Genomic DNA, 26,299 nt, shown 5'->3' with positions numbered 1-26,299 from the left:
TCCTACAGGTCCTACAGGTTGCCGCGCCGGTCCTGCTCCCGCTCGATGGCTTCGAACAGCGCCTTGAAGTTGCCCTTGCCGAAGCCCATGGAGCCGTGCCGCTCGATCATTTCGAAGAAGACGGTCGGACGGTCCTGGACCGGCTTGGTGAAGATCTGCAGCAGGTAGCCGTCCTCGTCGCGGTCGACGAGGATCTTCAGCTCGCGCAGGGTCTCCACGGGCACGCGGGTCTCGCCCGCCCACTCCCCCAGCGTGTCGTAGTACGCGTCGGGGGTGTCGAGGAACTGGACGCCCGCTGCCCGCATGGCCCGCACCGAGGAGACGATGTCGTTCGTGGCGAGCGCGATGTGCTGGACGCCCGCGCCGCCGTAGAACTCCAGGTACTCGTCGATCTGGGACTTCTTCTGGGCGACGGCGGGCTCGTTGATGGGGAACTTGACCTTGAGCGTGCCGTCGGCGACGACCTTCGACATGAGCGCGGAGTACTCGGTGGCGATGTCGTCGCCGACGAACTCCTTCATGTTCGTGAAGCCCATGACCTTGTTGTAGAAGCCGACCCACTCGTTCATCCGGCCGAGCTCGACGTTGCCGACACAGTGGTCGACGGCCTGGAAAACCCTCTTCTCGGACGGGGCGACCATCGGAGCCATGGCGGTGAAGCCGGGCAGGTAGGGGCCGTCGTAGCCGGTGCGCTCGACGAGGGTGTGGCGGGTCTCGCCGTAGGTGGCGATGGCGGCGCGGACGACGGTGCCGTGCTCGTCCTTGGTCTCGTACGGCTCCTCGATGCCGCGGGCGCCGTGTTCGACGGCGTACGCGTACGCGGCGCGGGCGTCGGGGACCTTGATGGCCAGGTCGATGACGCCGTCCCCGTGGGCGGCGACGTGCTCGGCGAGGAAGCGGCCCCAGTCGGTGGTGGGGCGGATGACGGAGGTGAAGACGAACCGGGCCGAGCCGGACTCCAGCACGTAACTGGCCGTCTCGCGGCTGCCGTTCTCGGGGCCCGAGTAGGCGACGGTCCGCATGCCGAAAGCGGTCGAGTAGTAGTGGGCCGCCTGCTTGGCGTTGCCGACGGCGAAGACGACCGCGTCCATCCCCTTGACCGGGAAGGGGTCTGCCTGCCGTGCGGTCTGCGGGGCTGCTGCGCTGGTGGGTGTTCCCGGGGATGCAGTCATGGCGGAAGCGTCCCGCCGGTCCGCAAGGTGCGCAATAGTTTGCGTTTTCACTGGGCATCTTGTTCAGCAGAACCCGGGTTCGGGCGGACGATGTGCGCAATCTGTGCACCGTCGCTCCGCCCCCACGCTCACGCCGCAGGGAGAGGACGCCATGGGCATCGACCGGCTGGACGCGCGCATGCTGGAACTGCTCGCCGAGGAACCCAGGATCGGAGTGCTGGAGCTGTCCCGGCGGCTCGGTGTGGCCCGCGGGACGGCGCAGGCGCGGCTCGACCGGTTGACGTCGGGCGGGGTCATCCGCGGCTTCGGCCCCGAGGTCGACCCGGCCGCCCTCGGCTATCCGGTCACCGCGTTCGCCACCCTGGAGATCAAGCAGGGCCAGGGCGCCGACGTGCGGGCGCATCTGGCGACGGTGCCCGAGGTGCTGGAGCTGCACACCACGACCGGCAGCGGTGACATGCTCTGCCGGCTGGTCGCCCGCTCGAACGCCGACCTGCAACGGGTGATCGACCTGGTCGTCGGCATCCAGGGCATCGTCCGCGCCTCCACCGCCATCGTCATGGAGAACCCGGTACCCCCACGCATCGTCCCCCTCGTCCGCCAGGCCGCCGACGACAGCGAACAGCGGTGAGGAGGCCCGTACCGGCCGGAACGGGTGCGCTCACCATCCGCGGGCCGGTACGGAGCGGGAGGCGTTCCCGGCGCTGTAGAAGGACGGATCGAGTCGGCCGGTCAGGGCGAGGAAGGTGACGAACGCTCCGGTGGCGATCCAGCCGGGCCAGCCCGCCACCCCCATGTGCAGGGGGTCCAGCGCTGCCTGCGGATCAGCGAACCGTTCGACCATGTCGACGCTCACCGAACTCACGAACGCGTGGCCGATGACGGCGGGGACGACCGAGCCGGAGCGCAGGCGCAGCCAGGTGAAGACCGGCAGGATGAGGACGCAACTCGTCACCATGGCGGGCACCGACACGTACCAGGGGTGGCCGGGGTACTGGCCGCCCATCAGCAGCGTGGGCATGTGCCACAGGGCGAAGGCCGTACCGGTGAGGGCGTAGGCCCGGATCAGGCCGCGGCGGTCGCCGTCCCCGGCGAGGCGCGGGAAAAGGTAGCCCTGCCAGCCCAGTTCCTCGCCGAAGAACAGCGGCAGCGACACCAGCATGTTCAGCACGGCTCCGGCCGCCCACGCGTCGAAGCCGCTCCAGTGCATCCCACCGAACGGGTAGCGGCCGGTGGCCGCGCCGAGGGTGAGAGCAGCCGTGGTGAGGCCCGCGGGGACGGCGAAGGCCACGAGGCATGCCCGCACGGCACGCCCCCAGGGCTTCGGCCACCGCAGGGCGAGGGTGTCCCGCACCCGCCCGCTGCGCTCGACGTGGCGGACGACGAGGAGTGCGGCCAGGGCGGGTGCCAGCATCGCGGCCGCGATACACGCCTCCTCCAGCGCGCCGGTCTCCTCGCGTGCGTCGCCACGCCGGTAAGCGGTGGCCAGAAGCGGCGACATGGCCACCCACATGCCGACGTAGGCGACGCCGAGGTAGACCAGCAGGCCGCGTCGCCGGACAACGGGCGGTAAGGACCCGGTTGAGAGCGTCATGACGCAGAGGCTATGGAGCAGCGCGCCGGTGAAGAATCCGGCTGACACGCCTGTCAGAGGTGGACGTAGCACCCCGTCCGCGTGAGGTCCCGCCTCCTGGACAGGGCCCTGGACGGCCGCTACCTGCCCGCCCTCAGCAGCGCGGGATCTTCCCATCCGTGCGGATCTCCTCGAGCGCGTCGAGCGCGCCGTCCAGTGTGCTCACCGGTACCAGCCGCAGCCCCGAGGGCAGCTGGGCGCTCGCCTCGCCGCACTGCGACTTGGGCACCAGGAACCAGGTGGCTCCGTCGCGCCGTGCGGCCTGGGTCTTGAGCGGGATGCCGCCGACCGGGCCGACCTCGCCCTTCCCGTCGATGGTGCCCGTGCCGGCGATGGTGCGGCCACCGGTGAGCCCGCCGCTGCCGGTACCGTCACCGTCCAGTTTGTCGACGATGCCGAGCGCGAAGAACAGGCCGGCGCTGGGTCCGCCCACATCGCCGAGGCGCAGCGTGACATCGACGTCGTCCGGGGACACGTGCAGCTGCCGCAGGGCGGCCGTGACGGCCTTGTCCTGGGAGTTCTTCATCTCCTGGGCGATGCGCCGCTCGGCGTCCCGGGTGTCGCCGCCGCCGGGGTAGACGGCCTCGCGGGGCATCACGGCCCGGTCCTCGCGGAACCAGGAGCGCACCACGTCCGGAAGGCGCACGGTGGCCTCGGGCTGGGTCGCGGCGATGGTCACCGACAGCAGCCGCCCTTTGTCCTTGCCGTCCCTGCCGTCCCTGCCGTCTTCGGACCGCGGCCGGGTGCCCTCGACGGAGATGACGGGCTTGCCGCCGCGCTTGCCGAGCACGTTCGCGGTCTCTCCGGGCTGGGCGAGCGAGTACGGCAGCGGTGCGCACAGCGCCACGACGAACAGCAGGACGACGGGCAGCGCGCACAGCGCGAGGACGCGGCCGCGGGTCAGCCGCGGGCGCGGCCCGCCGGGGCCCTGGGTGCGGGTGCTGGATTCGGACACCCCCGCAATCTACCGACCCCGGCAGGCACCGAACGCGCGCGGGGCCGCACCGCGCCCTTCCCCGCCGGTACGGCGCCGCACGGGGGGAAGGACACGGTCCAGGGCTCCGCACAGCGCGGCGGCTCCCCGCAGCGGCTCAGCGCAGTGCGTCCGCGACCTGGTTGGCGGCGCGGACGACGCGGTGTCCGATGCGTTCGGGGACCGTCTCGGAGAGCATGACCACGCCCACGCTGCCTTCGATGCCGCTGACCCCGACGACCGGGGCTGCGGCGCCGCTGGCGCCCGCCTCCAGTTCGCCGTGGGTGAGGACGAATCCGGGCTCCCGTTCGTCGTCGGGTCTGCGCCCGTCGAGGATCGCCCGGCCCGCGGCTCCCTTGTCGAGGGGGTGGCGGAAGCCGGTGCGGTAGGCCACGTGGTAGTCCGTCCAGCTCGGCTCGACGACCGCGACCGCCAGCGCCTCGGTGCCGTCCACCAGGGTGAGGTGCGCGGTGGCGCCGACCTCCTCGGCGAGCGCACGGAGCGCGGGCAGCGCCGCTTCCCTGACCAGGGGGTGGACCTGCCGTCCGAGGCGGAGCACTCCGAGTCCGACGCGGGCCCTGCCGCCCAGGTCGCGGCGGACCAGGGCGTGTTGTTCCAGGGTGGCGAGCAGCCGGTAGACGACCGTGCGGTTGACGCCGAGCTTGTTGGACAGCTCGGTGACGGTGAGGCCGTGGTCGGTGTCGGCCAGTAATGTGAGGACACGCAGCCCTCGGTCGAGCGTCTGAGAGGTCTCCGCGGTCACGACGCCCCCCTCCCTCGGGTGAGTGACGGCAGCCGCGGATGCCGACGCGTGAGGGGTCGCCTCCCCGGCCTCCGGCCTGGGTCGGCACCCCGAGCGCAGCGCTGGAGGCCGCCGGTCGCGGTGGCACTTGCAAGAGCTGGTGCGTCACAAGCTGGGCAAGCTGAGTGTCAACGAGATAACCGGCCGCCCGTGGCGGCACCGCCACGGGTCGTGTGTCCGGGGAATGTAGCGAGGTGCACCGCTGACCGGAAGAGTCTGTCCAGAATCCGGTCTTCGGGTGCCCGTGTTCGCCGTGAACATCCCGAGAAATCCGCCCTCGCGGCGTGCGGCAACGGGCCCGCGCCGGGGTGCGGATACGGGCTTTCCGCAGGGTGAGCGGGCCCGCTCGGGCACCGCGCGCTACTTCATGCGTGTCGCCCACTCGCGGACCTTGGCGATGCGGGCCTCGATCTGCCCGGCCGTCGCCTCCGCGCTGGGCGGCCCGCCGCAGACGCGGCGCAGCTCGGTGTGGACGACACCGTGCGGCTTGCCGCTCTGGTGGACGTAGGCGCCGACGAGGGTGTTGAGCTGTTTCCGCTTCTCCAGCAGATCCTTGTGGGTGACGACGGGGCGCTGCTCCGCGGGCTTCTCCAGCAGGTCGGCCTCGCTGTCCGGCTTCTTCCTGCTGTGTGCGATCTGCCGCGCCTGCCGTTTCTGGAGCAGCATCTGCACTTGGTCGGGCTCCAGCAGTCCGGGGATGCCGAGGTAGTCCTGTTCCTCCTCGCTGCCCGGGTGCGCCTGCATGCCGAACTCGGCGCCGTCGTACATCACCCGGTCGAAGACGGCGTCGGACTCCAGCGCCTCGAAGGGCAGCTGGTCCTGTTCCCCCGTGTCCTCGTCTTTTTCCTGCTCGGCCTCCTTGAGCAGGTCGGCTTCTTCGGCGTAGGGGTCGTCCTCGGTGTCTTTCTTGGGCTTGTCGAGGACGTGGTCGCGCTCGACCTCCATCTCGTTGGCGAAGGTCAGCAGCGTGGGGATCGTCGGCAGGAAGACCGAGGCGGTCTCGCCGCGCCGCCGGGAGCGGACGAAGCGGCCGACGGCTTGCGCGAAGAACAGCGGGGTGGAGACGGTCGTCGCGTACACGCCGACCGCGAGGCGCGGCACGTCGACGCCCTCGGAGACCATGCGGACGGCGACCATCCACCGCGTCTCGCCGTGCCGGAAGTCCTCGATGCGCTGCGAAGCCCCGGTGTCGTCGGACAGGACGACGGTGGGCGAGGTGCCGGTGATCTCGCGCAGCAGTTTGGCGTAGGCGCGGGCCTGGTCCTGGTCGGAGGCGATGACGAGGCCGCCGGCGTCGGGCACCGCTTTGCGGACCTCGCTCAGCCGGTGGTCGGCCGCGCGCAGCACGGCGGGCATCCACTCCCCGCGCGGGTCGAGCGCGGTGCGCCACGCCTGGGAGATCGCGTCCTTGGTCATCGGCTCGCCGAGCCGCGCCTCGATCTCGTCCCCGGCCTTGGTGCGCCAGCGCATATTGCCGCTGTAGGAGAGGAAGATGACGGGCCGCACGACGCCGTTGGCGAGCGCGTCACCGTAGCCGTAGGTGTAGTCGGCCACCGAGCGGCGCACCCCGTCGCCGTCCTCGGCGTACTCGACGAAGGGGATCGGGTTGGTGTCCGAGCGGAAGGGGGTGCCGGTCAGTGTCAGCCGCCGGGTCGCCGGTTCGAACGCCTCCAGGCACGCCTCGCCCCAGGAGCGGCTGTCACCGGCGTGGTGGATCTCGTCGAGGATGACGAGGGTCTTGCGCTGTTCGACGCGGTTGCGGTGCAGCATGGGCCGCACGCCGACGCCCGCGTAGGTGACGGCGACCCCGTGGTACTCCTTGCTCAGCGGCCCCGCGCTGTAGTCGGGGTCCAGCTTGATGCCCACGCGCGCCGCCGCCTCGGCCCACTGCTTCTTCAGGTGCTCGGTCGGCGCGACGACGGTCACCTGCTGCACCACGTGGTGGTGCAGCAGCCAGGAGGCGAGCGTCAGGGCGAACGTGGTCTTGCCCGCGCCCGGGGTCGCGACCGCCAGGAAGTCGCGCGGCTGCCGTTCCAGGTACGCGTCCATCGCCGCCTGCTGCCAGGCCCGCAGCTTGTTGGCCGTGCCCCAGGGGGCCCGGCCGGGGAAGGCGGGTGACAGGTGCGTGTTGTTGCTGGGGGTGGTGGGGGTGGTAGTCACGGTCTCCGGGGCGACGGGTGCGGGTACGGGCGGCACGGCGGCCGCCGGTTCTGCGGCCGGCGGGGCATGGCCGTCCGCAACCCTACCGGGGGCGCGGGGTGTCCTGGCCGGCTGCCGGGGGCTGTGACCAACGTCCCGCCAGCCACACCCCGGGGCCCTCCGCCAGACAGCGCCGGAGCGCTGCCCCGCTGCTGGGCACCATGGCCTCGGGGAGCGCGTCGGTGGGCACCCAGCGGACCGCCGCGTGCTTGTCGGGCTCCCGGTTGCATGGTTCGCCGCGCCAGCGGTGCGCCTCGAAGACGACGACGAGGTAGCCGTTCGGCGCCTCCACGCCCCACGGCCCGTGGACGACGTGGGCGAGGCTCAGGTCCTCGGGCGCCACCGTGAGCCCGGTCTCCTCCCACAGCTCGCGCACGGCGGTGCGGGTCACCGGTTCGCCCGGTTCGCTCTTGCCGGTGGGCAGGTCCCACAGGCCCTGCCCGAACTTCGCGGCGGGGCCGCGTTCGAGCAGGAGGACGCGTCCGGCGGCACGGTCGTGCACGACGACGGCCGCGGCGAGCATCGTCATGGCTCCCAGGGCGGGTTCGAGGCCTTCGGGTTGGGCGGGGAGTGCCACAGGGGTGTCCTTTCGACCGGTGTCCGGTGCCCAGTGTCCGGCGTCCGCGTGCGGCGTGCCGCGTCCGGGCGCGAGCGGTTCTGTGCGGTTCCGAGAGGAGTTGATGAAGGAGGTGCAACCCTGCGGCCGCCTCGTGTGTCTCCTGTATGAACGACCATCGCACCGGTCCCGGCCCGTCCCCGCAGGCAACACCCGTCTACTGCGCCGGGGGTTCGGAGCGTCCGACCACAGGAGGACAAGTGCTCCACCGCAACAAAGCCACCGCCACGGCCACCGTCGCCCGCGTCATCGGGGTGACGGCCGCGCTGCTGGCAGGCTCCACCGCCGTGGCGGTGCCGGCCTACGCGGCGCCCGCCGCGGCGGCCGACGGCAGCGCCGCGGCCGCGTCCGGGGCCGCCGCGCCGAAGGCGGACTTCGACGGGGACGGATACGCGGACACCGTCAGCGGCGCCCCGAAGGCGACCGTCGCGGGCAAGCAGTACGCGGGCTACCTCACCGTCACCTACGGCTCGGCCGAGGGCACGAGCACCACGAAGCGGCAGCTCTTCAGCGCAGGCAGCGAGGCCGTGCCCGGCAGCGCGGAGGACTACGGGAACTTCGGCGGCCAGACCGCGGCCCGGGACTTCGACGGGGACGGGGTCACCGACCTGGCCGTCGCAGGCGGCGGGGGCGCCGTCATTCTGTGGGGCGAGAAGGGCAAGGGTCTGACCAGCGGCAGCAAGGTCTCCGCCGACGGCGGCGCCCAGCTGGCCGCCGGCGACTTCGACGGCGACGGGAAGCCGGACCTGGCCCTGGCGGGCGGCCAGTTCGACGACACGGTGGAGGTGCTCTACGGCGGCTTCACCCGCGAGGGCAAGCCCGCCAGGACCGGCCAGGTGAAGACCGGCCACACCTTCGCGCCCACCTCGCTGACGGCGGGGGACGTCACCGGGGACGGCGCGGACGACCTGGTCACCACGCACGCGTTCGAGGAGATGTCCGAGTCCAGCGAGTTCTACACAGGCTCCGAGGACGGCCTGGTCGACAAGGCGCAGGACGTGGACGACGCGGAGACCGCCGTGATCGCCGACGTGAACAAGGACGGCTTCGGCGACCTGGTGATCCGTACCGTCCCCGGCGGCGTCGTGGAGGACCTGCCGCACGACCACGGCACCGTCAAGGTCCTCTACGGCTCCGCGCAGGGCCCGAGCACCGAGAAGACCACCACTCTCACGCAGAACAGCCCGGGCGTGCCCGGCGCCAACGAGGAGGGCGACGAGTTCGGCAAGGCGCTGGCCGCGGGCGACGTCAACGGTGACGGGTACGCGGACATCGCCGTCGGCGTGCCCGGTGAGGACATCGGCAGCGGCGCGGCGGGCAAGGACACCGGCGCGGTGGTCCAGCTGCTGGGCGGCGAGGACGGTCTGACGGGCGCCGGCGCGAAGAACTGGGACCAGGGCACGGCGGGCGTGCCCGGTGCCGTGGAGGCCGGGGACCGCTTCGGCGCGGCGCTGGGCTTCGGCGACACCGACAACGACGGCCGTGACGACCTCGCGGTCGGCGCCCCGGGCGAGGACGGCGACGCCTCGGCCACCGACGCGGGCGCGGTGTGGGTGCTGCGGGGTGCCGACGGCGGTCTGACGGCCGACGGCGTCGTCTCCTACGGCCCCAAGACCCTCGGCGGCCCCGAGAAGGGCTCCGGGCTGGGCTCCGCCTTCTCCCGCTGACCACCTGCTGACCACCTGCTGACCGTGGACACCGGTGCCGGGGTCCGGCCTCCTGGAGGTCGGGCCCCGGTTTTCCGTGCGGTCAACTTGCCGTGGTGCGGGGGTTGCTGAGGCGGCGTCACCCTCCGGGTGGAGTCGCGGCGACGCACCGCGAAGTCGTTGTCATGTCCTAACCACGTCGGTACTGTGACGGGCTCAGGCGCCTCAGCTCCATCCCCCCACAACAGGAGCAGCCATGTCCCCTCAGTCCCCTCAACCCCCTCGGTCCCCTCACACTCATGTCCGACGGCGCGGCAGGCTGAGCGCCGCCGCCCTCTCCGTCGCCGCCGCGGCGGCCCTGCTGGTCACCGGGGTCGGCGGCCAGTCCGCCAGCGCCGGACCCGCCGACGGCAACGGTCCTGGACCCTCCATGAACGAGTCGTTCAGCGACGCCGCCGAGGAGTACGGCGTCCCGCGCGACCTGCTGGCCGCCGTCGGATACGGCGAGACGCACTTCGACGGCCACGACGGCAAGCCCAGCCAGGCGGGCGGATACGGCGTGATGCACCTGGTCAGCAACCCCACCAGACACACGTTGGAGAAGGCCGCGCAGCTCACCGGCGAGCCCGTCTCCGAGCTGCGCGAGGACACCGACGCCAACATCCACGGCGGTGCCGCCGTGCTGCGCGCCTACGCCGACAAGCTGGGCATGAACGCCGCGGAACGCCACGACGTGAACGCCTGGTACCCGGCCGTCGCCCGCTACGGCGGCGCCTCGGGCACGACCGCGAAGCTGTACGCCGACACCGTCTACGACCTGCTGGAAGACGGCGTGCGCGGCACGGGCCGGGGCGGCGAGAAGATCACGGTGGCCGGGCGCGACGTCCACCCCGACAAGGGCGGGATGAGCGCCTCCTCCCCCGCCGCCGAGAGCCCCGACTACCCCGACGCCACCTGGACCCCCGCCGACCCCGCCAACTACCGCGCGGGCCGCGCCGAGAAGCTCGACAAGATCGTCATCCACGTGACCCAGGGCTCCTACGCGGGCTCCATCAGCTGGTTCCAGAACCCCGAGGCCAAGGTCAGCGCCCACTACGTCGTACGCTCCTCCGACGGCGACGTCACCCAGATGGTGCGCGACGCGGACACCGCCTACCACGCCAGGAGCGCCAACGCCTCCTCGCTGGGCATCGAGCACGAGGGATACGTCGACGACCCGTCCTGGTTCACCGACGCCATGTACCGCTCCTCCGCGAAGCTGACCCGCCACCTCGCCGACGAGCACGGCATCCCGCTGGACCGGGAGCACATCATCGGCCACAGCGAGGCGCCCGGCAACGACCACACCGACCCGGGCGAACACTGGGACTGGGACGCCTACATGAAACTGGTCAAGGGCTGACCCGTGCGGGACCCGGCGCGAGCCGGGTCCCGCCCCGCTCCCGCGTGGCGCCCGGCACCCGGGCACCGTCCTGGTGAGACCTCGTGCCTAGGACCGAAGAACGAGCGGGCGCCGACCCACGGGTAGGTGTCGGGCCGCGGGTCCGGCACCTACCGTGGGGCACATGTCAGCGTCCGAGACCCCGCAGGCCGCAGGCCCGGCCGCCCTCCGCAAGGAGTCCGTGCTCAGCGCCGCGCACCGGCCGTTGACGCTCGGCATCGTCTCCGTCGTCCTCCTCATCGCCTTCGAGGCGACCGCCGTGGGGACGGCGATGCCGCTGGCCGCCGACGAACTGGACGGCATCTCCCTGTACGCGTACGCGTTCTCCGCGTTCTTCACGACCTCCATCGTCGGCATGGTCACCTCGGGGCAGTGGTGCGACCGGCGCGGGCCGCTGCCGCCGCTGGCCACCGGCATCGCGCTGTTCGCCGCCGGGCTGGTGTTCTCCGGTACGGCCGCCGCCATGTGGATCTTCGTGCTGGGCCGCGCCGTGCAGGGCGTCGGCGGCGGACTCGTGATCGTCGCGCTCTACGTGACCGTCAGCCGCGCCTACCCCGAGCACCTGCGCCCCACCGTGATGGCCTCCTTCGCCGCCTCCTGGGTGGTGCCCTCCATCGTCGGCCCGCTGATCTCGGGAACCGTCACCGAGCACCTCGGCTGGCGCTGGGTGTTCCTGGGCATTCCGGCGCTCGTCGTGGTGCCGCTGCTGGTGATGCTGCCACCGCTGCGGCGCCGGGCCTCGGGGCCGCCCGAGGGCGCCGCGGCGCGTCAGAACGCCGGGGCCGACAAGCCCGTCGACGGTGACGCGCGGCGCATCCGGCTCGCCCTCGCCGTCGCGCTGGGCGCGGGGCTGCTCCAGTACGCCGGCCAGGACCGCAGTTGGATCGCCGCGGTGCCCGCCGCCGCGGGCATCGCCCTGCTCGTGCCCTCGCTGCGGGTGCTGCTGCCCCGCGGGACCGCCCGCGCGGCGCGGGGTCTGCCCGCCGTCATCCTGCTGCGCGGCGTGGCCGCGGGGTCCTACGTCGTCGCCGAGAGTTTCGTCCCCCTGATGCTGGTCACCCAGCGCGGCCTGTCCGTGACGATGGCGGGGCTCACCCTCGCCGCCGGCGGCGCCCTGTGGGCCCTGGGCTCCTTCGCCCAGTCACGGCCCGGCATGGAACCCCACCGGCGGCGGCTCGTACGGCTCGGCATGGCCCTGGTCGTCGTCGGCATCGGCTACACACCGCTCGTGCTCGTCCACTCGGTGCCCGTGTGGTCCCTCGCCGTCGCGATGGGGGTGGGCTGCTTCGGCATGGGGCTGACGATCTCCTCGCTGAGCGTGCTGATGCTGCGTCTTTCCGCCCCCGAGGAGGCCGGCCGCAACTCCGCCGCGCTCCAGCTCTCCGACGGCCTGTCCAACGTGCTGCTGCTCGCGGTGACCGGCGCCCTCTTCGCGGCGCTCGGCGGCGGCTCCGTCACCGTCGGCGCGTCAGGGCCGCACGGGGGCTCGAAGGCGGCGACGGCCGGTGAGCCCGCCGCGTTCGCCGCCGTGTACGCCGTCTCGGCGCTCGTCGCCCTGGCCGGGGTGTGGGTGGCGGGACGGCTCCGCCCCCGCGAGGCCGCCGCCGCTCCCGCCGCCGGTGGCGGGAGCGAGGGAAGCGGCGGCAGCGGTGCCCAGCCGCGCCAGCCGGTGTCCGAGGCGCGGCCGTCCGACGGCGCGGCCGCACCGGCGGCCGTTCCTCTGGAGCCGAACGGCTGATCCAAAAGCCGGGAACCCGGCCAGAACCCCGCACCCAAATTCCGCTTATGGTTCGGTCATGTTCGACTCGCGGCACATCCAGACCTTCCACGAAGTCGTGCGCGCGGGCTCCTACTCCGCCGCCGCCCGCGCCCTCGGCTACACGCAGCCCGCGATCACCCAGCAGATGAAGGCGCTGGAGCGGTCCGTGGGCACCCCGCTCTTCCTCCGCGTCGGCCGGACGATGCGGCTCACCGAAGCCGGCGAGACGCTCGCCCGGCACTCCGAGGTGATCCTGGAGAGCATCAGCACGGCCCGGCAGCAGATGGAGTCCCTCACCCGGCTGCGCGCCGGCAAGGTCACCGTCTGCTCCTTCCCCAGCGCGGGCGCCACGCTCGTCCCCGAGGCCCTCGCCTCGCTGGCCGCCGAGCACCCCGGCATACGCGTCGAGTTGCGGGAGGAGGAGCCCCCCGAGTCGCTGCTGCGCGTGGTGCGCGGCGAGTGCGACATCACCCTGGCCTTCACCTACCCCGGGCTGCGCGAACAGGTGCCCGAAGAGCTCGTCGAGATCCCCCTCCTGGAGGACCAGCTCACCGTCCTGCTCCCCACCTGGCACCCCCTGGCCCGGCGCCGCGCCGTCAAACTCGACGCACTGGCCGACGAGCGGTGGATCGCGGGATGCCTCCGCTGCCGGACCAACTTCCTGCACGAGTGCGCCGAACTCGGCTTCGCGCCGAAGATCGCGTTCACCACCGACGACAACCTCGTGGTGCAGAGCCTGGTCGCCGAAGGCCTGGGCATCGCCATGGTGCCGGGGCTCGTCCTCTCCTTCCTCGTCCACGAGAAGGTCACGGGACGCGCCCTGGACCCCGCCTCCCGGCGCCAGGTCTCCGCCTACGTGCTGCGCGAACACCTCCGCGTCCCGGCGACCGCACGCGTACTGGACGCCCTCCGCCGCGCGGCGGACCGGCGCGTGGGCTGCTGAGCCCCGGCGCCCGGGCCCGCGCTCCCCGCCTCCCCATCCATAAGCACCGCTGAGGGAGACCCCAACGAACCGTCGTTGGACGCCGGGAAGGCCCGGCACGACGCTGCCCGTATGACAGCGACGACGACCGAGACACCCACCCCCACGACGGAGCGCCTGCGCGCCCTCATCGCGGACGTGCGCGAGGCCGTCGGCCGGGGGCTGCCGCCGGACGTGACCGCCTACCTGGTCGGGGAGAAACTCGCACCCCACCTCGGTGCCGAGCATCTGCTGACGCCCGCCCAGTGCGAGCCCGACCCCGCGCACTACCGCCAGCACGTGCTGCACGCCGAACGCGACGGCAGCTTCTCGCTCGTCGCCCTCGTGTGGCTGCCGGGGCAGGGCACCGCCGTCCACGACCACGTCTCCTGGTGCGTGACCGGCGTCCACCAGGGCGAGGAGCACGAACGCCGCTACCGGCTGCTGCCCGCCGAGGCCGCGGGCGGCAGCGCCCGCCTCGTCGCCACCGAGGACGTCGTCAACCCGCTCGGTTCCGTGTGCGGGTTCGCGCCGCCCGGCGACATCCACCGGGTGTGGAACGGCTGCGACGGGCCCGCCGTCTCCCTGCACGTCTACGGCGCGGACATCTCGCGGCTCGGCAGCAGCGTCCGCCGCGTCTACGACCTGCCGGCCGACGCCTGATGGCCCTGCTGGGCCACCGCGCCGACACGGGCGCCTCTCCGGCGTCAGCGGGGCCGGGAGGCTCAGCGGGCTCGCCCGGGTCGCGCTCTCCCGAATCCGCGCCCCCGGCCCGGACGCCCAGCAAGCTGCCGGGGCTCGCCCTGGCAGCCCTCGGCGTCGCCGCCGCCTCCGCCGTGCACCTGATGCTGCCCGCCGTGCCGATGCTCACCGCGGCGGTGGTCCTCGGCATCGCCGCCGCCCACCTCCCCGGCGTACGCGGGCTCGTGCGCGGCGCCGCGCGGCCGGGACTCACCCTCGCGGGCAAGCGCCTGATGCGGCTCGGCATCGTCCTGCTCGGCCTGGAGCTGAGCCTCGGCGACGTACTCGGCCTCGGCTGGGCGACCGTCGCCATGGTCCTGTGTGTCGTCGCCGCCACCTTCGCCGGTACGGTCTGGCTCGGCCGCAGGCTCGGCCTGCGCGGCGACCAGCCCGTCCTCGTCGCGACCGGCTACTCGATCTGCGGCGCCTCGGCCATCGGCGCGGTCAGCGACGTACGCGGCAGCGAGGAGGAGGACGTCGCCACCTCGGTCGCCCTCGTCACCCTGTGCGGCACCCTCGCCATCGCCGTCCTGCCTCTGCTCCACGCCCCTCTCGGCCTGGACGCGGGGCAGTTCGGGCGCTGGGTCGGCGCCGGAGTCCACGACGTCGGGCAGGTCGTCGCCACCGCGCAGACGGCGGGGCCAGCGGCGCTGGGCCAGGCCGTCCTCGTCAAGCTCCTCCGCGTCATGATGCTGGCCCCGCTCGTCGCCGCCATGGCGCTCGCCCTGCGCCGGCGTAGGAAGACACCCGCCGGGGCGAAACGGCCGCCGCTCGTGCCGCTGTTCGTCGTCGGCTTCCTCGCCCTGGTGGCGCTGCGCACCATCGGGTGGCTCCCCGACGCCGCCGTCGACGGCGCGGGACGGGCCAGGGAAGTCCTGCTGGCCGCCGCCCTGTTCGGGCTCGGCAGCGCGGTGCACCTGCCGACGCTGGCCAGGACCGGGGGCAGGGTGGCCGCCCTCGGGCTCTGCTCCTGGATCGTCGTCGCGGGCGCCTCCTACGGCGGGGTCCTGCTCACCACCTGACCCCTGCGGGTCCGGGCCCGTGGGCGGGTGACGCGAGTCACCCGCCCACGGCGGCCTGGGGCCGGATGGGCAGGCGGTTGACCGGCCGGCCCGTGGCGGCCCGCACCGCCGAGGCCACCGCCGCCGGGGCCGTGACGACCGGCACGGTCGAGGCGGCCTTCGCGCCGAACGGCGCGACGACGTCGCGCTCCTCGACCAGCTTCACGATCCGGATGTCGGGTGCGTCCAACGCCGTGGGCAGTGCGTACGCCGTGAAGTCGGGGTGCCGCACCTGCCCCTTGGCGACGCGCAGGTGCTCGGTGAGCGCCGCGCCGACGCCCTGGGTGATCCCGGCCTCCAGCCTGGCGCGCAGCTGCCGCGGGTTGAGGACGGCGCCGACGTCCTGGGCGAGCGCGACCTCCACCACCCGCACGGAGCCGAGTTCGATGTCGACGTCGACGACGGCCCGTACCGCGGCGAAGGCGAGGCCGACGAACGCGTCTCCCTGCCCCCACGCGTCCAGCGGTTCGGTCGGGTGGGGGCGGCACTGGGCGGTGGCCCACAGTTCCTTGCCCTCCAGCACCTCCGCGACCGTCGTGGACAGGACACCGTCGTAGGAGGTGATCTTCCCGTCCGCGACGCTCAGCAGTTCCGTGGACATGCCGAACTTGGCGGCGAGGGGCTGGAGCAGTTGCGTGCGCACCATCTTGGCCGCCCGCTCGACGGCTCCGCCCGACACCCAGGTGTGCCGTCCACGGCCGCTCGCACCGGACGGGGGCTGGTCGGTGTCGACGGAGGCCACGTGGACCTCGTCGATACCGAGGACGTCCTGCACGATCTGCCGGGCCAGCGTGTCGAAGCCCTGCCCGGCCTCGACGGCGGCGCACATCACCGTGGCGACGGGCCCGTTGACCTTCACCGTCGCCGTGGAGACCTCGTCGGTCCCCTCCGCGCCGAGCAGGTGCACCATGCCGAGCGCGTAGCCGACGCCGCGCCGGACGGCCGAGGGGTCGCCCGCTCCCTCGGGCCCGCCGGGCAGCAGCCAGTCCTCCTCGGGCGCGTCCTTGGGCAGCGGCGGCAGCGGCGCCTCGCGTACGGCGTCGAGCAGTTCGCCCACAGGCGCGGGGCAGGTCACCGTCTGGCCCGTCGGCAGCAGGTCGCCGGTGGCCAGCGCGTTGCGGGCCCGCACGTCGGCCGGGTCGAGCCCCAGCCGTTCGGCGAGCTTGTCCATCTGCCCCTCGTAGGCGGCGCACACCTGGAGTGAGCCCTCGCCGCGTACATGCCCTGAGGGCGGATTGTTGGTGCGCACCACCCAGCCGTCGATCACCGCGTGCGGCACGACGTACGGGCCGCACGCGAAGGAGACGGCGGTGGCCAGCGCGTCCGCCGAGGTGTCGGCGTACGCGCCGCCGTCGAGCAGGATCTGCGCCTCGACCTTCACCAGTTTCCCCTCGCTGTCCGCGTGGTGGCGGTAGCGCAGGAGGGTGGGGTGGCGGTGGGTGTGGCTGAGGAAGGACTCCTCGCGGTTCAGGGCGATCTTCACCGGGCAGCCCGTGCGCATCGCCAGCAGCCCCAGCGGCACGTGGAGCCCGGCGTCCTCGCGGTCGCCCATGGCCCCCGGGACGCCGGTCACCACGATCTTGACCTGCTCCGGCGGCAGCCCGAAGCAGGCGGCGGCCAGGTCGCGGTCGGTGTGCGGGTCGGTGGTGGCGGTGTAGATCTCCACGCCGCCGTCCGGGCGGGGCACCGCGAGCGCCGCCTCGGCGCCGATCGGCGCCGGGTCCTGGCGGCCGACCCGGTAGAGCCCTTCCACGACGACGTCGCCGCTCACCTCCGGGTCGCCGTAGCGCAGCGGGATGTGGCGCAGCAGGTTGCCGTCCGGGTGCAGCGGTTCCGCCTCGAACGCCTTCTCCGGGTCGGTGACGGGCTCCAGCACCTCGTACTCGACGGCGATGGCGGCGGCGGCCAGCCGCGCGGTGTCCGGATGGTCGGCGGCGACGGCGGCGATGGGCTCGCCGTGGTAGCGCACCACGTCCCGGGCGAACGCCGGCTGGTCGGCGATCTTGCGCCCGTGCGCGGCGTCGCCGGTGACGTCCGCGTGCGTGACCACCGCCTGGACGCCGGGCATCCTGGCGGCTTCCTCCGTGTCGATCGCCACGATGCGCGCGTGCGGGTGGGGCGAGCGGTGCACCGCGGCCCACAGCAGCCCGTCGGCCCACAGGTCGGCCGCGTACGGGAAGGTGCCCTGCGCCTTGGCGTAGGAGTCGGTGGGCAGCACGGAGGCGCCCAAGCCGTGCGGCTCGGGCTCCGAACGCGCGCTCGGGGGCAGGGGTGTTCCCTGCGGGGGCGTCGCCGTCGCGGCGCCGGCGCCCGCGCCCTGACCGGCGCCGGTGTGGCCGTCAGCCGTCTGAGTCATACCGCCGCCTTCCTGTGCCCTTTCCCAGCGTGCGGATCCCACGCCGCCTCACGAGTCGCCGCCGCCGTTCGCGGAGTGTCCGGGGTTTTCGGGGTATTCGGGGTGTCCGGGGTGCCGGTTCTGGTGCGGGATCTGCGCCGCCGGATCGTACCCGTAGCCCGCGACCTGCGGTGGGCCGTAGGCGTCGTACCCGTACCCGCCCTGCTGTCCCGGCTCGGGAGCGAGGGGGACCCCGTGGACCCCGTCGCCGTAGGTGCCGTGCTCGTACGGCGGGCCCTGCTCGTAGGGGCCTTGCTCGTGCGGGCCCTGCTCATGCGGGCCCTGCTCGTAGGAGCCGTGCTGTTGTTCGTACGCGCCCTGGCCCCAGGCGTCCTGCCCGTAGGAGCCGCCCTGGTGGGAGCCGTTCTGGTGGGAGGCCGGGTCGTCGTGCTGGTGACCGTAGGCGCCCTGGCCGTACGCCGCCTGCCCGAACGCGTCCTGCCCGTACGCGGTCTGCGGGTGCCGTCCGTGCGGGTCGTGGGCCGGCGCCGCGGTCCCCTCGCGGGACGCCGCGTGCGCCGCCTCCGCCTCGGCTGCCTCGCGCTCCGCCTTGGCCGCGCGCTGTTCGACGACCGTGTGGACCGCGTCCAGCACCCCGCGGTAGCCCGAGCACCGGCACAGGTTGCCGCTGATCGCCTTGCGGGTCTCCAGGTCGGTCGGCGCGTGGTTGCCCTCCAGCAGATCGTGCACCGTCATCGCGAGCCCCGGCACGCAGAAACCGCACTGCACGGAACCGCTCTCGGCGAGCGCGCACTGCACGTCGGAGGGCCCGCCGTCGGCCGACAGCCCTTCGACGGTCCGCACCTCGCTGCCCGCCGCCGTCGCGGCGGGCACCAGGCACGCGGCCACCAGCCGCCCGTCCACCTGCACCGAGCAGGCACCGCACTCGCCCTGCGCGCAGCCGTCCTTGGCCCCGGCCAGACCCAGCCTCTCGCGCAGCACGTACAGCAGCGACTCACCGATCCACGCGCTGGCGACGGGCCGGTCCACGCCGTTGACGTGCAGGGCGTAGGAGACGTGCGGGTGCTCGTCCTCCGTTTCGACGGCCTCGGGCACGGCGTCCACGACAGCCTCGGGCACGGCGTCCACGACAGCCTCGGCCCCGGCCTGGCCCCCGTCCTCGCCCGCACCGCCGTCACCGCCGCCGTCCGCACCTTCGACCTCGGCGGCCGTTTCGGCCCTTTCAGCCGTTTCGGTCGTTTCAGCCGTTTCGGTCGTTTGAGCCGTTTCGGTCGTTTCAGCCGCGGTGGTCGGGCCTTCGGGCTCCGGCGCCTCACCGGCTCCGAGCCGCCCGACGTCCCCGAACTCTTCGCTCTCTCCGCCGTCCGCGCGGGGCTCGGGGGCTTCGCCTGTCCCCGGAGCGGCACCGTCGGCGGTCTCCCCGCCGGACTCCTGCCCCTCCGTACCGGCGGTCGAGGACGGGGGCGCGACCGGCTGCGCGACCACCGGTTCAGGCGCCTGCCCGGGTGCTGCCTGCTGCTCGGGGGCGGCCTCGCCCAGCGGCGTCACCTCCGCGTCGGTACGGCTCTCCGGCTCGGCGGGCGGCGCCGGCGGCTCGGTCGCGACGATCTGCGCGGGGGGACCGTCGGTCCCGGCCGCCGTCTCGGCGCTGTCGGGTCCTGCCTGCGCGGGAAGGGTCGGCGAGAGGCCGGGCACGGCGGTGGACGCGGAGCCGTTGTCGCCGAGGTGACCCGGTGCGCTGTCTTCCGGCACGCCGGGGACCGGGGACGGGCCCCGCTCGCTCGACGGGGCGCTCGGGAACGCGTAGTGCGACGCCGGGCGCACGGGCACCTGCTCGCCCTCCCGCGGCAAGCCGGGAACAGCGGTTGCGGCGGTGCCGGTCGGACCGGCGGGCTCCTGGAACGGCATGGGCCCAGGACCCGGCTCGCCCCAGTGCGGGGCCGGCGCGGGCGACGAGGGCACCCACGAGCGCTCTCCGGCGCCCAGATCCGCGGCAGCGGCCTCGGCCGGCGGCGGCGAGGCGGGTGGAGCGGCCGAGGCCGATGGAGACGGAGTCGGAGAGGGGGCGGAGGACGAGGCGCCGGGGGCGCTCGCCGCGGGGGTGTCCTGTGCCCTCTCCTCGCGGGCGACACCCGTGCCGAGGGGGCGGCGGCCGGTACGGGCCTCGTGCGAACCGGCGAGCGCGGCGGCCGCTGAGCCGCCCGGGACGTGGCCCGCGCCGTGGCTCTCACCGTCGTACACGGGCTCGCCGCCGTACGCGGGCTCGCCGCCGAACACGGACTCGTGCCCGGCGCCGTGCTGGCCCGGACCCTGCCGGCCCGCGCCCTGTGGCCCGGGCATCTGGCCCTGGTAGCCGGACTCGGGCCCGGCGAACGGCAGCACCCAGTGCCCCGCGGCGGCGGGGTCGGTGCCGACCGCGGGCGGCAGCGGCACACCGGCGGCGCCACCCGCCGCCACATCGGCCGAGGCCTGCGCCAGGTCGATGGCGGGCGGGGTGTAGCCGCCCTGGCCCGTGCCGGGAGCGGCCAGCGGTACGTCGTCCTGGAAACCGCCGGGCGGCAGTTGCACGAACGCGGTCGCGTCGGCGTCGTACTCGCCGCCGCCCCAACTGCGCGGTACGTGCTGCCCGTACGCCGGGTCGGCGGGCTGCGCCCCGTACGGGTCGTACGGGGCGTTTCCGCCCTGTGCCACATACGGTTCTTCGCCCCAGGCGCCGGTACCGTTGCCGCCCTCGTCTGCGTCCGTGTGCGCGTTCACGTGTCGTCCGTGCGGGTCCGCACCCGCGTGCGGTCCCGCGCCCCCGTTCCCGTTGTCCTGTGGTGTACCGCTCATGCGAGAGCCCTCCCGAGTCCCCGGCGGGCCAGTGTCGCCACCGTACGCCGCAAGTGCAGCGCGGCGGGCGGAAGCTGGGGCACCGCGCCCGCGGCCCCCTCCTCCCCCTCCTCCGGTGGCGGATCGGGGATGCAGGCCATCGCCACGTACTCCCCGAAGGCGTTCAACGCCTCGGGAGCCAGAGCACGGCGGCCGTCCCAGTCGATGAGCGAGGCGATCCAGCTCTCCGCCTCCAGCGGACGCAGCGGCATCGGCGCCACCGCGCCCACGGCGCAGCGCACGTTGCGCCGCATCGGGTCGAGCACGACGGCGACGGAGGCCAGCGCGCGGCTCGGCCCGGTGCGGCTGGTGGCCTTCAGGAACGTCTGCGGGGCGTGCAGCAGCGGCACCTTCACGTAGCCGACGACCTCGCTGGGCTGGAGCATCTCCATCCCTGCCAGCAGGTGGCTGACCGGCAGTTCGCGGCGGGCGCCCTCGGGGCCCGCGATGGACAGGGTCGCCTCCAGGGCCGCCAGCACGGGCAGCGCGTCGCCGGTGGGGGAGGCGCTGACGATGTTGCCGCCCAGCGTTCCCGCGTTCCGGATCTGCGGCGGCCCCGCGGCGCGCGCGGCCGCGGCCAGCGCCGGGATCAGCGCGGCGAAGTCGGGGCGGCCCATCCGGGCGTGGGTGAGGCCGGCGCCGAGCACCGCGTGCCCGTCCTGGTACGACCAGCCGCGGATCTCGCTGATCCGGCCAAGTCCGACGAGCGCGGCCGGGCGCAGCTGGCCCGAGTTGACCTCGCACATCAGATCCGTGCCGCCCGCGACGGGGACGGCGGCAGGGACCGTCGACAGCGCCGAGACGGCCTCGTCCAGGGTGGTCGGCAGCATGACAGGGGGCACAGCCTGCGCGGCTCGGCCGCCGCCTGGTGCATGCCGTACGTGCGTGCTCAACCTGCTGCCCCTTCCCCGACCTACCGGGCTTCCCGGCTGCACTGCCGTACGGTACGTGCTCACAGCCCGGACGAGGCAACTCTGGCATATCTCGGCCCGTGGCCGACACGAGGGCCAGCAATGGGCCCTTTCGCGCGGTAGGAGCCCACTTCTCCCTCTTCTCCCTTTCCACCCTGCTCCGTCCGCAACCACGGATTGCGGTCACGGACGGGAGCGGCCTCGGCGGCACGGGGAGAACGAGCGGGGCGAAGCCCCGTAAACCCGTAGAAGGGACGGCTTTTCAGACGAGCCGGGGGTCAGTCGAGCAGGAGGTCAGTCGAGGGGGCGGCCGGGGATGCCGGGCCGCTGCTGCCAGGGGCGGGGGCCGTCCAGGGGGCGGTACTCGACGCCGGCGGCGTCCAGACGCGGAAGGTGTGCTCCCACGAGCCTCTCGACGAAGTCGTCGTAGGAGCCGCCGGATCCGCTCCACGCGACCTCCGCGAGCGCGGCGAGCCGTGGGAAGACCTGATAGTCGACGCGCTGCGTACTCTCAGCGCACTCCGTCCACATGTTGGCCTGTATGCCCAGTACCCGCTCGCCGCGCCCCGCCGCGGCGAGCCGCTGAGGCACGGGGGAGAACGCGTACACGTCGCGCAGGGTGGCCACGCGCCCCAGCGGCACGGGCTCGTCGGGTCCGGGCGCCTGCCGCCGGTCGAGGTACAACTCGTGCTCGGGGCACATCACCACATCGTGTCCGGCCTCGGCGGCCGCGGCGCCGCCGTCGGTGCCCCGCCAGGAGGAGACGACGGCGCCGGGGGTGAGGCCGGGCCCCTCCAGGGTTCCGCCGTCGAGGATCTCGTCCCAGCCGACGAGCCGCCTTCCGCGTGCGGCGAGCCACCGGTCGAAGTGGCGCACCATCCAGGCCTGGAGCGCGTCCTCGTCGCGCAGGCCCTCCTGGGCGATGCGGGCCTGCGCGACGGCCGAGGCCCGCCACTCCTCCTTGGGGGTCTCGTCGCCGCCGATGTGGATGTAGGGGGAGGGGAAGACGTCGAGGACTTCGTCGAGTACGTGTTCGTAGAAGCGCAGCACGTCGTCCGTGGGGGCGAGGAGGTGGGGGCTGACGCCCCAGTCGGTCCACACACCGAGCGCGGCGGTGTCGACGACGTCCGTGCTGCCCAGGTCGGGGTAGGCGGCGATGGCCGCCTGGGAGTGGCCCGGGAGTTCGATCTCGGGGACGACGGTGATGTGGCGCTCCGCCGCGTAGGCGACGATCTCGCGCAGGTCGTCCTGGGTGTAGTAGCCGCCGTGGCGGCGTTCGTCCCACAGCGGGGAGGCGCGGTGTCCGACGCGGGTGCGGGGCCGCCAGGCGCCCGCCCCGGTGAGCTGGGGGTAGCGGCGGATGTCCATGCGCCAGCCCTGGTCGTCGGTGAGGTGGAAGTGGAAGACGTTGAGCTTGTGCGCGGCGAGCTGGTCGAGGAGGCGCAGCACGCCGTCCTTGGGCGTGAAGTGCCGGGCCACGTCGAGCATCATGCCGCGCCAGCCGAAGCGTGGCGCGTCCTCGATGTGGCAGCACGGCACGTGCCACTCCCGCCCGGGACGGCCCGCACGGCGGAAGGCCGCGGGCGGCAGGAGTTGGCGGAGTGTCTGGGCACCCCAGAAGATCCCGGCGGCGTCACCGCCCTCGATCAGGACACGGGTGGGGGTGACGTCGAGGCGGTAGCCCTCGGCGTCCAGCCCGTCGTCGATACGCAGTTCGACGGTGGTCCCGGCCCCCGCCCCGGCCACACCGTCCCCTTCGCGGAACGGCAGCACGGTGTGGCCGCGCAGCCATCGCGCGACACCGTGTGCGGCGGGCTCGGCGACGAGTGCCGTGTCGGTGTCCCAGACGAAGGGCGGCCCGTCGGCTTCCTGTACCTCGCGGGCGCGCGGCACGAGTGAAACCAAGCCAGTGCCCGGCATTTCGGTCCTCCTATTTCACGGCGCCACCGAGGCCCGAGACCAGGCGCCGGTGTACGCAGACGAAAAAGACGAGTACGGGCAGCGTCATGACCGTGGAAGCGGCCATCACCCCGCCCCAGTCGGGTGTCTCGGTGTCGAAGAAGACCAGCAGCGCCATGGGCAGAGTGGAGTTCTCCGTGGCGCTGATGATGAACGACTTGGCGAAGAGGAAGTCGTTCCAGGTGGAGATGAAGGAGAAGACGCTCGTGGCGACGAGGCCGGGAAAGACGAGGGGGAAGAGGATCTGCCACAGGAAACGTGTCCGGCTCGCGCCGTCGATGAACGCCTGTTCCTCCAGCGCCTCGGGGACGGCCTTGACGAAGCCGCGCAGCATCCAGATGGCGAAGGGGAGGGAGAAGGCCAGATGGGGCAGGATCAGGGAGAACAGCGAGTTGAGCGCTCCCACATCCCGCATGAGGAAGAACAGGGGAATGGTCAGCGCCTCGACCGGCACCATCTGCGCGGCCAGGAAGAGCACGAGCAGCGTCGTGCGCAGCCGGAAGCGGAAGCGGGTGACGGCGGTCGCGGCGAGGAAGGCGATGAGCGCCGAGGCGAGGACGACGGCGCCCGCCACCAGCAGGCTGTTGAGGAAGTAGCGCCCGAACTCCTGCTGCTCGAAGACGCGCCGGAAGGAGTCGAGGGTGGGCGTGAGCGTCCAGGGAACGGGCCGGTCCGAGCGGATCTCGCCGGCCGGTTTGAACGCGGAGAGAACCATCCAGTAGAGCGGGAAGGCGACGAGGAGTGCGATGAGCACGGCGGCGCATTCGGCCGCCAGTCGCCAGGGTTTCCGTATCCGGCGGCGGATGCGGTGGGCGGGCGCGGTGGTGCGAGCCGGAGCGTCGGCGTTGGCGGGGGCGTCGGCGTGAGCAAGGTCGTCGGCGGGGACGTTGGCGGGGGCGGGGGTGCTCATATCTCCTCCCCGTTTCTGCGGAGCAGTTTCAGGTAGAGCAGCGTGACCGACAGCAGAATGAGCAGCATGACGACGCCGATCGCAGAGCCGAGGCTGTACTGGGAGGACGCGAAAGCCTTCTGGTAGGCGTAGACGTTCAGGACGAGGTTCTGTTTCGCGATGCCGCCACCGCCGGTCATCACGTAGATCTGGGTGAACACCTTGAAGTCCCAGATGATCGACTGGATGGTCACCACGATCAGGATCGGCCGCAGCAGGGGCGCCAGCACGCTGCGCCAGGTGCGCCACACGCTCGCCCCGTCGAGGGTGGCGGCCTCGACCACCTCGGTGGGTACGGCGCGGATTCCGGCGTACGTCGTCACCATCACCAGGGGGAACGAGCACCACACGACCTCGAAGAAGACGAGAGCGAACGCGCTGAGGCGTCCGTACGTCCAGGCGAAGTCGCCCAGCCCCAGCACGCGGTTGACGGGGCCGAAGTCCGGGTCGAAGAGGAACACCCACACGGTGGATCCGGTGATGGCGGGGGTCGCCCAGGCGCCGAGTGCGGCGAGCATCAGCAGCAGCCGCGGCAGCGCCCGCACGCGCGTCAGCAGGACCGCGAGCGCGCACCCCACGGTCATGGTGCCCAGCACGCAGGCGGCGGCGAAGACGACGGTCGCCAGCAGGACGTTCCAGAACTGGGGGTCGCTCAGCAGTTCGGCGTAGTTGCCGAATCCCCGGAAGCTCGTGGGCTCGCCGCCGCTGACCTGCGCCTGGGTGTAGTCGAGGAACGAGATGAGCCCGAGCTGGTAGACGGGGTAGACCAGCAGCCCCGCCAGGACGACCAGGGCCGGCGCGAGGTAGAGCCAGGGCGTCCAGCCGCCGCGCCGGGCGCCGCCGGTGGGACCCCGGCCCCCCGAGCGGGCGGGGCGGGGCCCCGGGGGGCCGCCGGCGTGCGCGGGGCCCGGCGTGCGGCGGGGCCGGGACTTCGCCCCGTCGGTGGCGACGCTCACTCGGCGAACGCCTCGTCCATCTTCTCCGCGGCACCGGCGGCGGCGCCGTCCACGTCGTCCTTGCCGCTGACGACCCGCTGGAACATCTCCGGCAGGATCAGCGAGGAGTCGATCGTGCCCCAGGCGGGGCTCGCCGGCACGAACTCGGTCCCTGCGTCGAGCGTGCGCACGAACGGCTTGACGAACGGCTCGCGCGCGGCGACCTTTCGGCGGGTGTCGCTGAAGGTCGGCAGGAAGCCCATCGCCTCGAACAACTGCTCCTGCGTACGCTTGCCCGCCAGTTGCTCGGCCAGCTGTACCGCGAGCGTGCGGTGGTCCGTGCTCTTGAGGACGCCGATGTTGTTGCCGCCCGCGAACGCGGGGGCGATAGCGCCCTTCTCGACGCCGGGCAGCGGGACGACCCCGTACTTCCCCTGGACCTTGCCGTTCTCCATGGCCTGGCGGTTGAAGTCGCCGCCGATGGCCATGCCCGCCTTGCCGCCCGCGAAGGCCTCGACCGTCTCGTTGCCGCCCATCTTGGCGCACTTGCCCGCGGGGCAGTTGTCGTCACCGAAGAGGGAGGTGTAGGCCTTGATGCCCTTCTTGGCGGGCGCGGCGTCGAGCGCGGAGGTGAACGAGCCGCCCTTCTCCCGCGCCAGCTCGCCGCCGTGCGCCCAGATGAACGGCATCGCGCCGTAGGTGTAGGCACCGCCGACCGCGATGCCGTACATGTCCTTGTGCGCGGCGCGGATCTTCTTCGCCGCGGCGGCGAGTCCGTCCAGCGTCCTGGGCGGCTCCAGGTTCAGTTCGTCGAAGACATCGGTGCGGTAGTAGAGGGCCCTGACGCCGACGAAGAGCGGCAGCCCGTACTGCTTGCCCTCGACGGTGACGGACTTCTTGGCGGTGGGATCCAGATCGCGGGCGGCGTCCCAGGAACCGAACTCGTCGCTGATGTCGGCCAGTCCACCGTCGGCCACATAGCCGGCGGTGTCGGTGTTGCCGTACTCGATGACGTCGGGGGCGGAGTCGGGGTCGTTGAACGCCCCCTTGATCTTCTCGGCCCGGCTGTCGATGGGGATGTACTGGACGTCGACCTCGACGCCGTCGTGCTGCTTCTCGAACCGGTCGGCGACCTTGTCGACGACCTTCTCCTTGGGTTCGTTGCCGACCTCGCGGAAGAGCCACACCCGCACGGTGCCGCTCTTGTCGTCCTGTCCGCCGCCGCCCGAGGAGGTGGAGGGTGCGCACCCCGCGAGTCCCGCGGCCAGTCCCATGGCCAGGAGCGAGACTCCGGCGGCCCTGACGCTCTTGACG

19 protein-coding genes and 1 pseudogene are annotated in these 26,299 nt (G+C 73.1%); 7 read left to right on the top strand and 13 right to left on the bottom strand.

The window, feature by feature from the left end:
- Positions 1–11: 11 nt before the first annotated feature.
- Positions 12–1,172 carry a 4-hydroxyphenylpyruvate dioxygenase gene (hppD, locus tag DTL70_RS29285; protein WP_114025011.1) on the bottom strand — a complete coding sequence of 387 codons (1,161 nt, stop codon included), beginning with the start codon at positions 1,170–1,172 and terminating at the stop codon, positions 12–14.
- 151 nt (positions 1,173–1,323) lie between these two features.
- On the opposite strand from hppD, the gene DTL70_RS29280 reads away from it, so the two are divergent.
- Positions 1,324–1,803: an Lrp/AsnC family transcriptional regulator gene (locus tag DTL70_RS29280; RefSeq protein ID WP_114025010.1), complete on the top strand. Its 480-nt coding sequence runs from the start codon at positions 1,324–1,326 to the stop codon at positions 1,801–1,803.
- A 30-nt stretch (positions 1,804–1,833) separates the two neighbouring features.
- Here DTL70_RS29280 and DTL70_RS29275 read toward each other — a convergent pair whose 3' ends face one another.
- The 5 genes from DTL70_RS29275 to DTL70_RS29255 all read right to left on the bottom strand — a co-directional run bounded on the left by DTL70_RS29275 (position 1,834) and on the right by DTL70_RS29255 (position 7,308).
- A complete protein-coding gene (locus DTL70_RS29275) occupies positions 1,834–2,766 on the bottom strand; it encodes a CPBP family intramembrane glutamic endopeptidase (RefSeq protein WP_220183669.1) in 933 nt (310 codons plus the stop codon).
- Positions 2,767–2,899: 133 nt separating this feature from the next.
- Positions 2,900–3,760, bottom strand: a complete 861-nt coding sequence (locus DTL70_RS29270; protein WP_114025009.1) for a S16 family serine protease — start codon at positions 3,758–3,760, stop codon at positions 2,900–2,902.
- A gap of 136 nt (positions 3,761–3,896) precedes the next feature.
- Positions 3,897–4,541, bottom strand: coding sequence for an IclR family transcriptional regulator (locus DTL70_RS29265; RefSeq protein WP_114025008.1), 645 nt, complete (start codon positions 4,539–4,541; stop codon positions 3,897–3,899).
- 399 nt (positions 4,542–4,940) lie between these two features.
- The gene (locus tag DTL70_RS29260; RefSeq protein ID WP_114025048.1) at positions 4,941–6,740 is read right to left on the bottom strand and encodes a DEAD/DEAH box helicase; all 1,800 of its coding nucleotides are present in this window, start codon (positions 6,738–6,740) and stop codon (positions 4,941–4,943) included.
- Positions 6,741–6,822: 82 nt separating this feature from the next.
- Positions 6,823–7,308, bottom strand: a complete 486-nt coding sequence (locus DTL70_RS29255; RefSeq protein WP_114025047.1) for an NUDIX domain-containing protein — start codon at positions 7,306–7,308, stop codon at positions 6,823–6,825.
- A gap of 287 nt (positions 7,309–7,595) precedes the next feature.
- Between DTL70_RS29255 and DTL70_RS29250 the strand changes: the two genes are divergently transcribed.
- The 6 genes and pseudogenes from DTL70_RS29250 (at position 7,596) to DTL70_RS29225 (ending at position 14,965) form a co-directional block, all read left to right on the top strand.
- Positions 7,596–9,062, top strand: coding sequence for an FG-GAP-like repeat-containing protein (locus DTL70_RS29250; protein WP_245979969.1), 1,467 nt, complete (start codon positions 7,596–7,598; stop codon positions 9,060–9,062).
- A gap of 235 nt (positions 9,063–9,297) precedes the next feature.
- Positions 9,298–10,440 (top strand): annotated as a pseudogene (locus DTL70_RS29245) (N-acetylmuramoyl-L-alanine amidase); the annotation flags it as partial.
- 166 nt (positions 10,441–10,606) lie between these two features.
- Positions 10,607–12,220, top strand: coding sequence for an MFS transporter (locus DTL70_RS29240; protein ID WP_114025005.1), 1,614 nt, complete (start codon positions 10,607–10,609; stop codon positions 12,218–12,220).
- Positions 12,221–12,278: 58 nt separating this feature from the next.
- Positions 12,279–13,184: a LysR family transcriptional regulator gene (locus tag DTL70_RS29235; RefSeq protein ID WP_114025004.1), complete on the top strand. Its 906-nt coding sequence runs from the start codon at positions 12,279–12,281 to the stop codon at positions 13,182–13,184.
- 111 nt (positions 13,185–13,295) lie between these two features.
- Positions 13,296–13,865 (top strand): cysteine dioxygenase family protein, encoded by a 570-nt coding sequence (locus DTL70_RS29230; protein ID WP_114025046.1) that lies wholly within the window; start codon positions 13,296–13,298, stop codon positions 13,863–13,865.
- On the top strand, positions 13,865–14,965 hold the full coding sequence (locus DTL70_RS29225; RefSeq protein WP_114025003.1) for a YeiH family protein: 1,101 nt from the start codon (positions 13,865–13,867) through the stop codon (positions 14,963–14,965). Before DTL70_RS29230 ends, DTL70_RS29225 begins: the two co-directional genes overlap by 1 nt.
- A gap of 37 nt (positions 14,966–15,002) precedes the next feature.
- Here the strand turns inward: DTL70_RS29225 and DTL70_RS29220 are convergent, their stop codons facing one another.
- From DTL70_RS29220 to DTL70_RS29190, 7 genes are all read right to left on the bottom strand, one after another.
- On the bottom strand, positions 15,003–17,360 hold the full coding sequence (locus DTL70_RS29220; protein WP_114025002.1) for a xanthine dehydrogenase family protein molybdopterin-binding subunit: 2,358 nt from the start codon (positions 17,358–17,360) through the stop codon (positions 15,003–15,005).
- 48 nt (positions 17,361–17,408) lie between these two features.
- Positions 17,409–20,192 carry a 2Fe-2S iron-sulfur cluster-binding protein gene (locus DTL70_RS34575; protein WP_245979965.1) on the bottom strand — a complete coding sequence of 928 codons (2,784 nt, stop codon included), beginning with the start codon at positions 20,190–20,192 and terminating at the stop codon, positions 17,409–17,411.
- Positions 20,189–21,061 carry an FAD binding domain-containing protein gene (locus DTL70_RS29210; protein ID WP_114025001.1) on the bottom strand — a complete coding sequence of 291 codons (873 nt, stop codon included), beginning with the start codon at positions 21,059–21,061 and terminating at the stop codon, positions 20,189–20,191. Before DTL70_RS29210 ends, DTL70_RS34575 begins: the two co-directional genes overlap by 4 nt.
- 375 nt (positions 21,062–21,436) lie before the next feature.
- Complete coding sequence (locus tag DTL70_RS29205; protein WP_114025000.1) at positions 21,437–23,062, bottom strand: beta-N-acetylhexosaminidase; 1,626 nt, start codon at positions 23,060–23,062, stop codon at positions 21,437–21,439.
- A gap of 10 nt (positions 23,063–23,072) precedes the next feature.
- A complete protein-coding gene (locus tag DTL70_RS29200) occupies positions 23,073–24,011 on the bottom strand; it encodes a carbohydrate ABC transporter permease (protein WP_245979962.1) in 939 nt (312 codons plus the stop codon).
- The gene (locus tag DTL70_RS29195) at positions 24,008–25,006 is read right to left on the bottom strand and encodes a carbohydrate ABC transporter permease (protein ID WP_114024999.1); all 999 of its coding nucleotides are present in this window, start codon (positions 25,004–25,006) and stop codon (positions 24,008–24,010) included. Before DTL70_RS29195 ends, DTL70_RS29200 begins: the two co-directional genes overlap by 4 nt.
- Complete coding sequence (locus DTL70_RS29190) at positions 25,003–26,259, bottom strand: extracellular solute-binding protein (protein ID WP_114025044.1); 1,257 nt, start codon at positions 26,257–26,259, stop codon at positions 25,003–25,005. The genes DTL70_RS29195 and DTL70_RS29190 overlap by 4 nt, the downstream gene beginning before the upstream one ends.
- Positions 26,260–26,299: the final 40 nt, after the last annotated feature.

Source organism: Streptomyces diacarni, from assembly GCF_003323715.1.
Taxonomy (GTDB): domain Bacteria; phylum Actinomycetota; class Actinomycetes; order Streptomycetales; family Streptomycetaceae; genus Streptomyces; species Streptomyces diacarni.
The sequence above is the reverse complement of the archived record's forward strand: the minus strand, read 5'-3'. Positions and strand labels throughout refer to the sequence as shown.

What these genes read in the sequence shown, in the direction of transcription:
- DTL70_RS29235 (WP_114025004.1), top strand. Translation starts at nt 12,279, where the DNA reads ATGTTCGACTCGCGGCACATCCAGACCTTCCACGAAGTCGTGCGCGCG.
- DTL70_RS29230 (WP_114025046.1), top strand. Translation starts at nt 13,296, where the DNA reads ATGACAGCGACGACGACCGAGACACCCACCCCCACGACGGAGCGCCTG.
- DTL70_RS29190 (WP_114025044.1), bottom strand. Translation starts at nt 26,259, where the DNA reads ATGGGACTGGCCGCGGGACTCGCGGGGTGCGCACCCTCCACCTCCTCG.
- DTL70_RS29225 (WP_114025003.1), top strand. Translation starts at nt 13,865, where the DNA reads ATGGCCCTGCTGGGCCACCGCGCCGACACGGGCGCCTCTCCGGCGTCA.
- DTL70_RS29210 (WP_114025001.1), bottom strand. Translation starts at nt 21,061, where the DNA reads ATGCTGCCGACCACCCTGGACGAGGCCGTCTCGGCGCTGTCGACGGTC.
- DTL70_RS29255 (WP_114025047.1), bottom strand. Translation starts at nt 7,308, where the DNA reads ATGACGATGCTCGCCGCGGCCGTCGTCGTGCACGACCGTGCCGCCGGA.
- hppD (WP_114025011.1), bottom strand. Translation starts at nt 1,172, where the DNA reads ATGACTGCATCCCCGGGAACACCCACCAGCGCAGCAGCCCCGCAGACC.
- DTL70_RS29240 (WP_114025005.1), top strand. Translation starts at nt 10,607, where the DNA reads ATGTCAGCGTCCGAGACCCCGCAGGCCGCAGGCCCGGCCGCCCTCCGC.
- DTL70_RS29220 (WP_114025002.1), bottom strand. Translation starts at nt 17,360, where the DNA reads ATGACTCAGACGGCTGACGGCCACACCGGCGCCGGTCAGGGCGCGGGC.
- DTL70_RS34575 (WP_245979965.1), bottom strand. Translation starts at nt 20,192, where the DNA reads ATGAGCGGTACACCACAGGACAACGGGAACGGGGGCGCGGGACCGCAC.
- DTL70_RS29200 (WP_245979962.1), bottom strand. Translation starts at nt 24,011, where the DNA reads ATGAGCACCCCCGCCCCCGCCAACGTCCCCGCCGACGACCTTGCTCAC.
- DTL70_RS29280 (WP_114025010.1), top strand. Translation starts at nt 1,324, where the DNA reads ATGGGCATCGACCGGCTGGACGCGCGCATGCTGGAACTGCTCGCCGAG.
- DTL70_RS29205 (WP_114025000.1), bottom strand. Translation starts at nt 23,062, where the DNA reads ATGCCGGGCACTGGCTTGGTTTCACTCGTGCCGCGCGCCCGCGAGGTA.
- DTL70_RS29275 (WP_220183669.1), bottom strand. Translation starts at nt 2,766, where the DNA reads ATGACGCTCTCAACCGGGTCCTTACCGCCCGTTGTCCGGCGACGCGGC.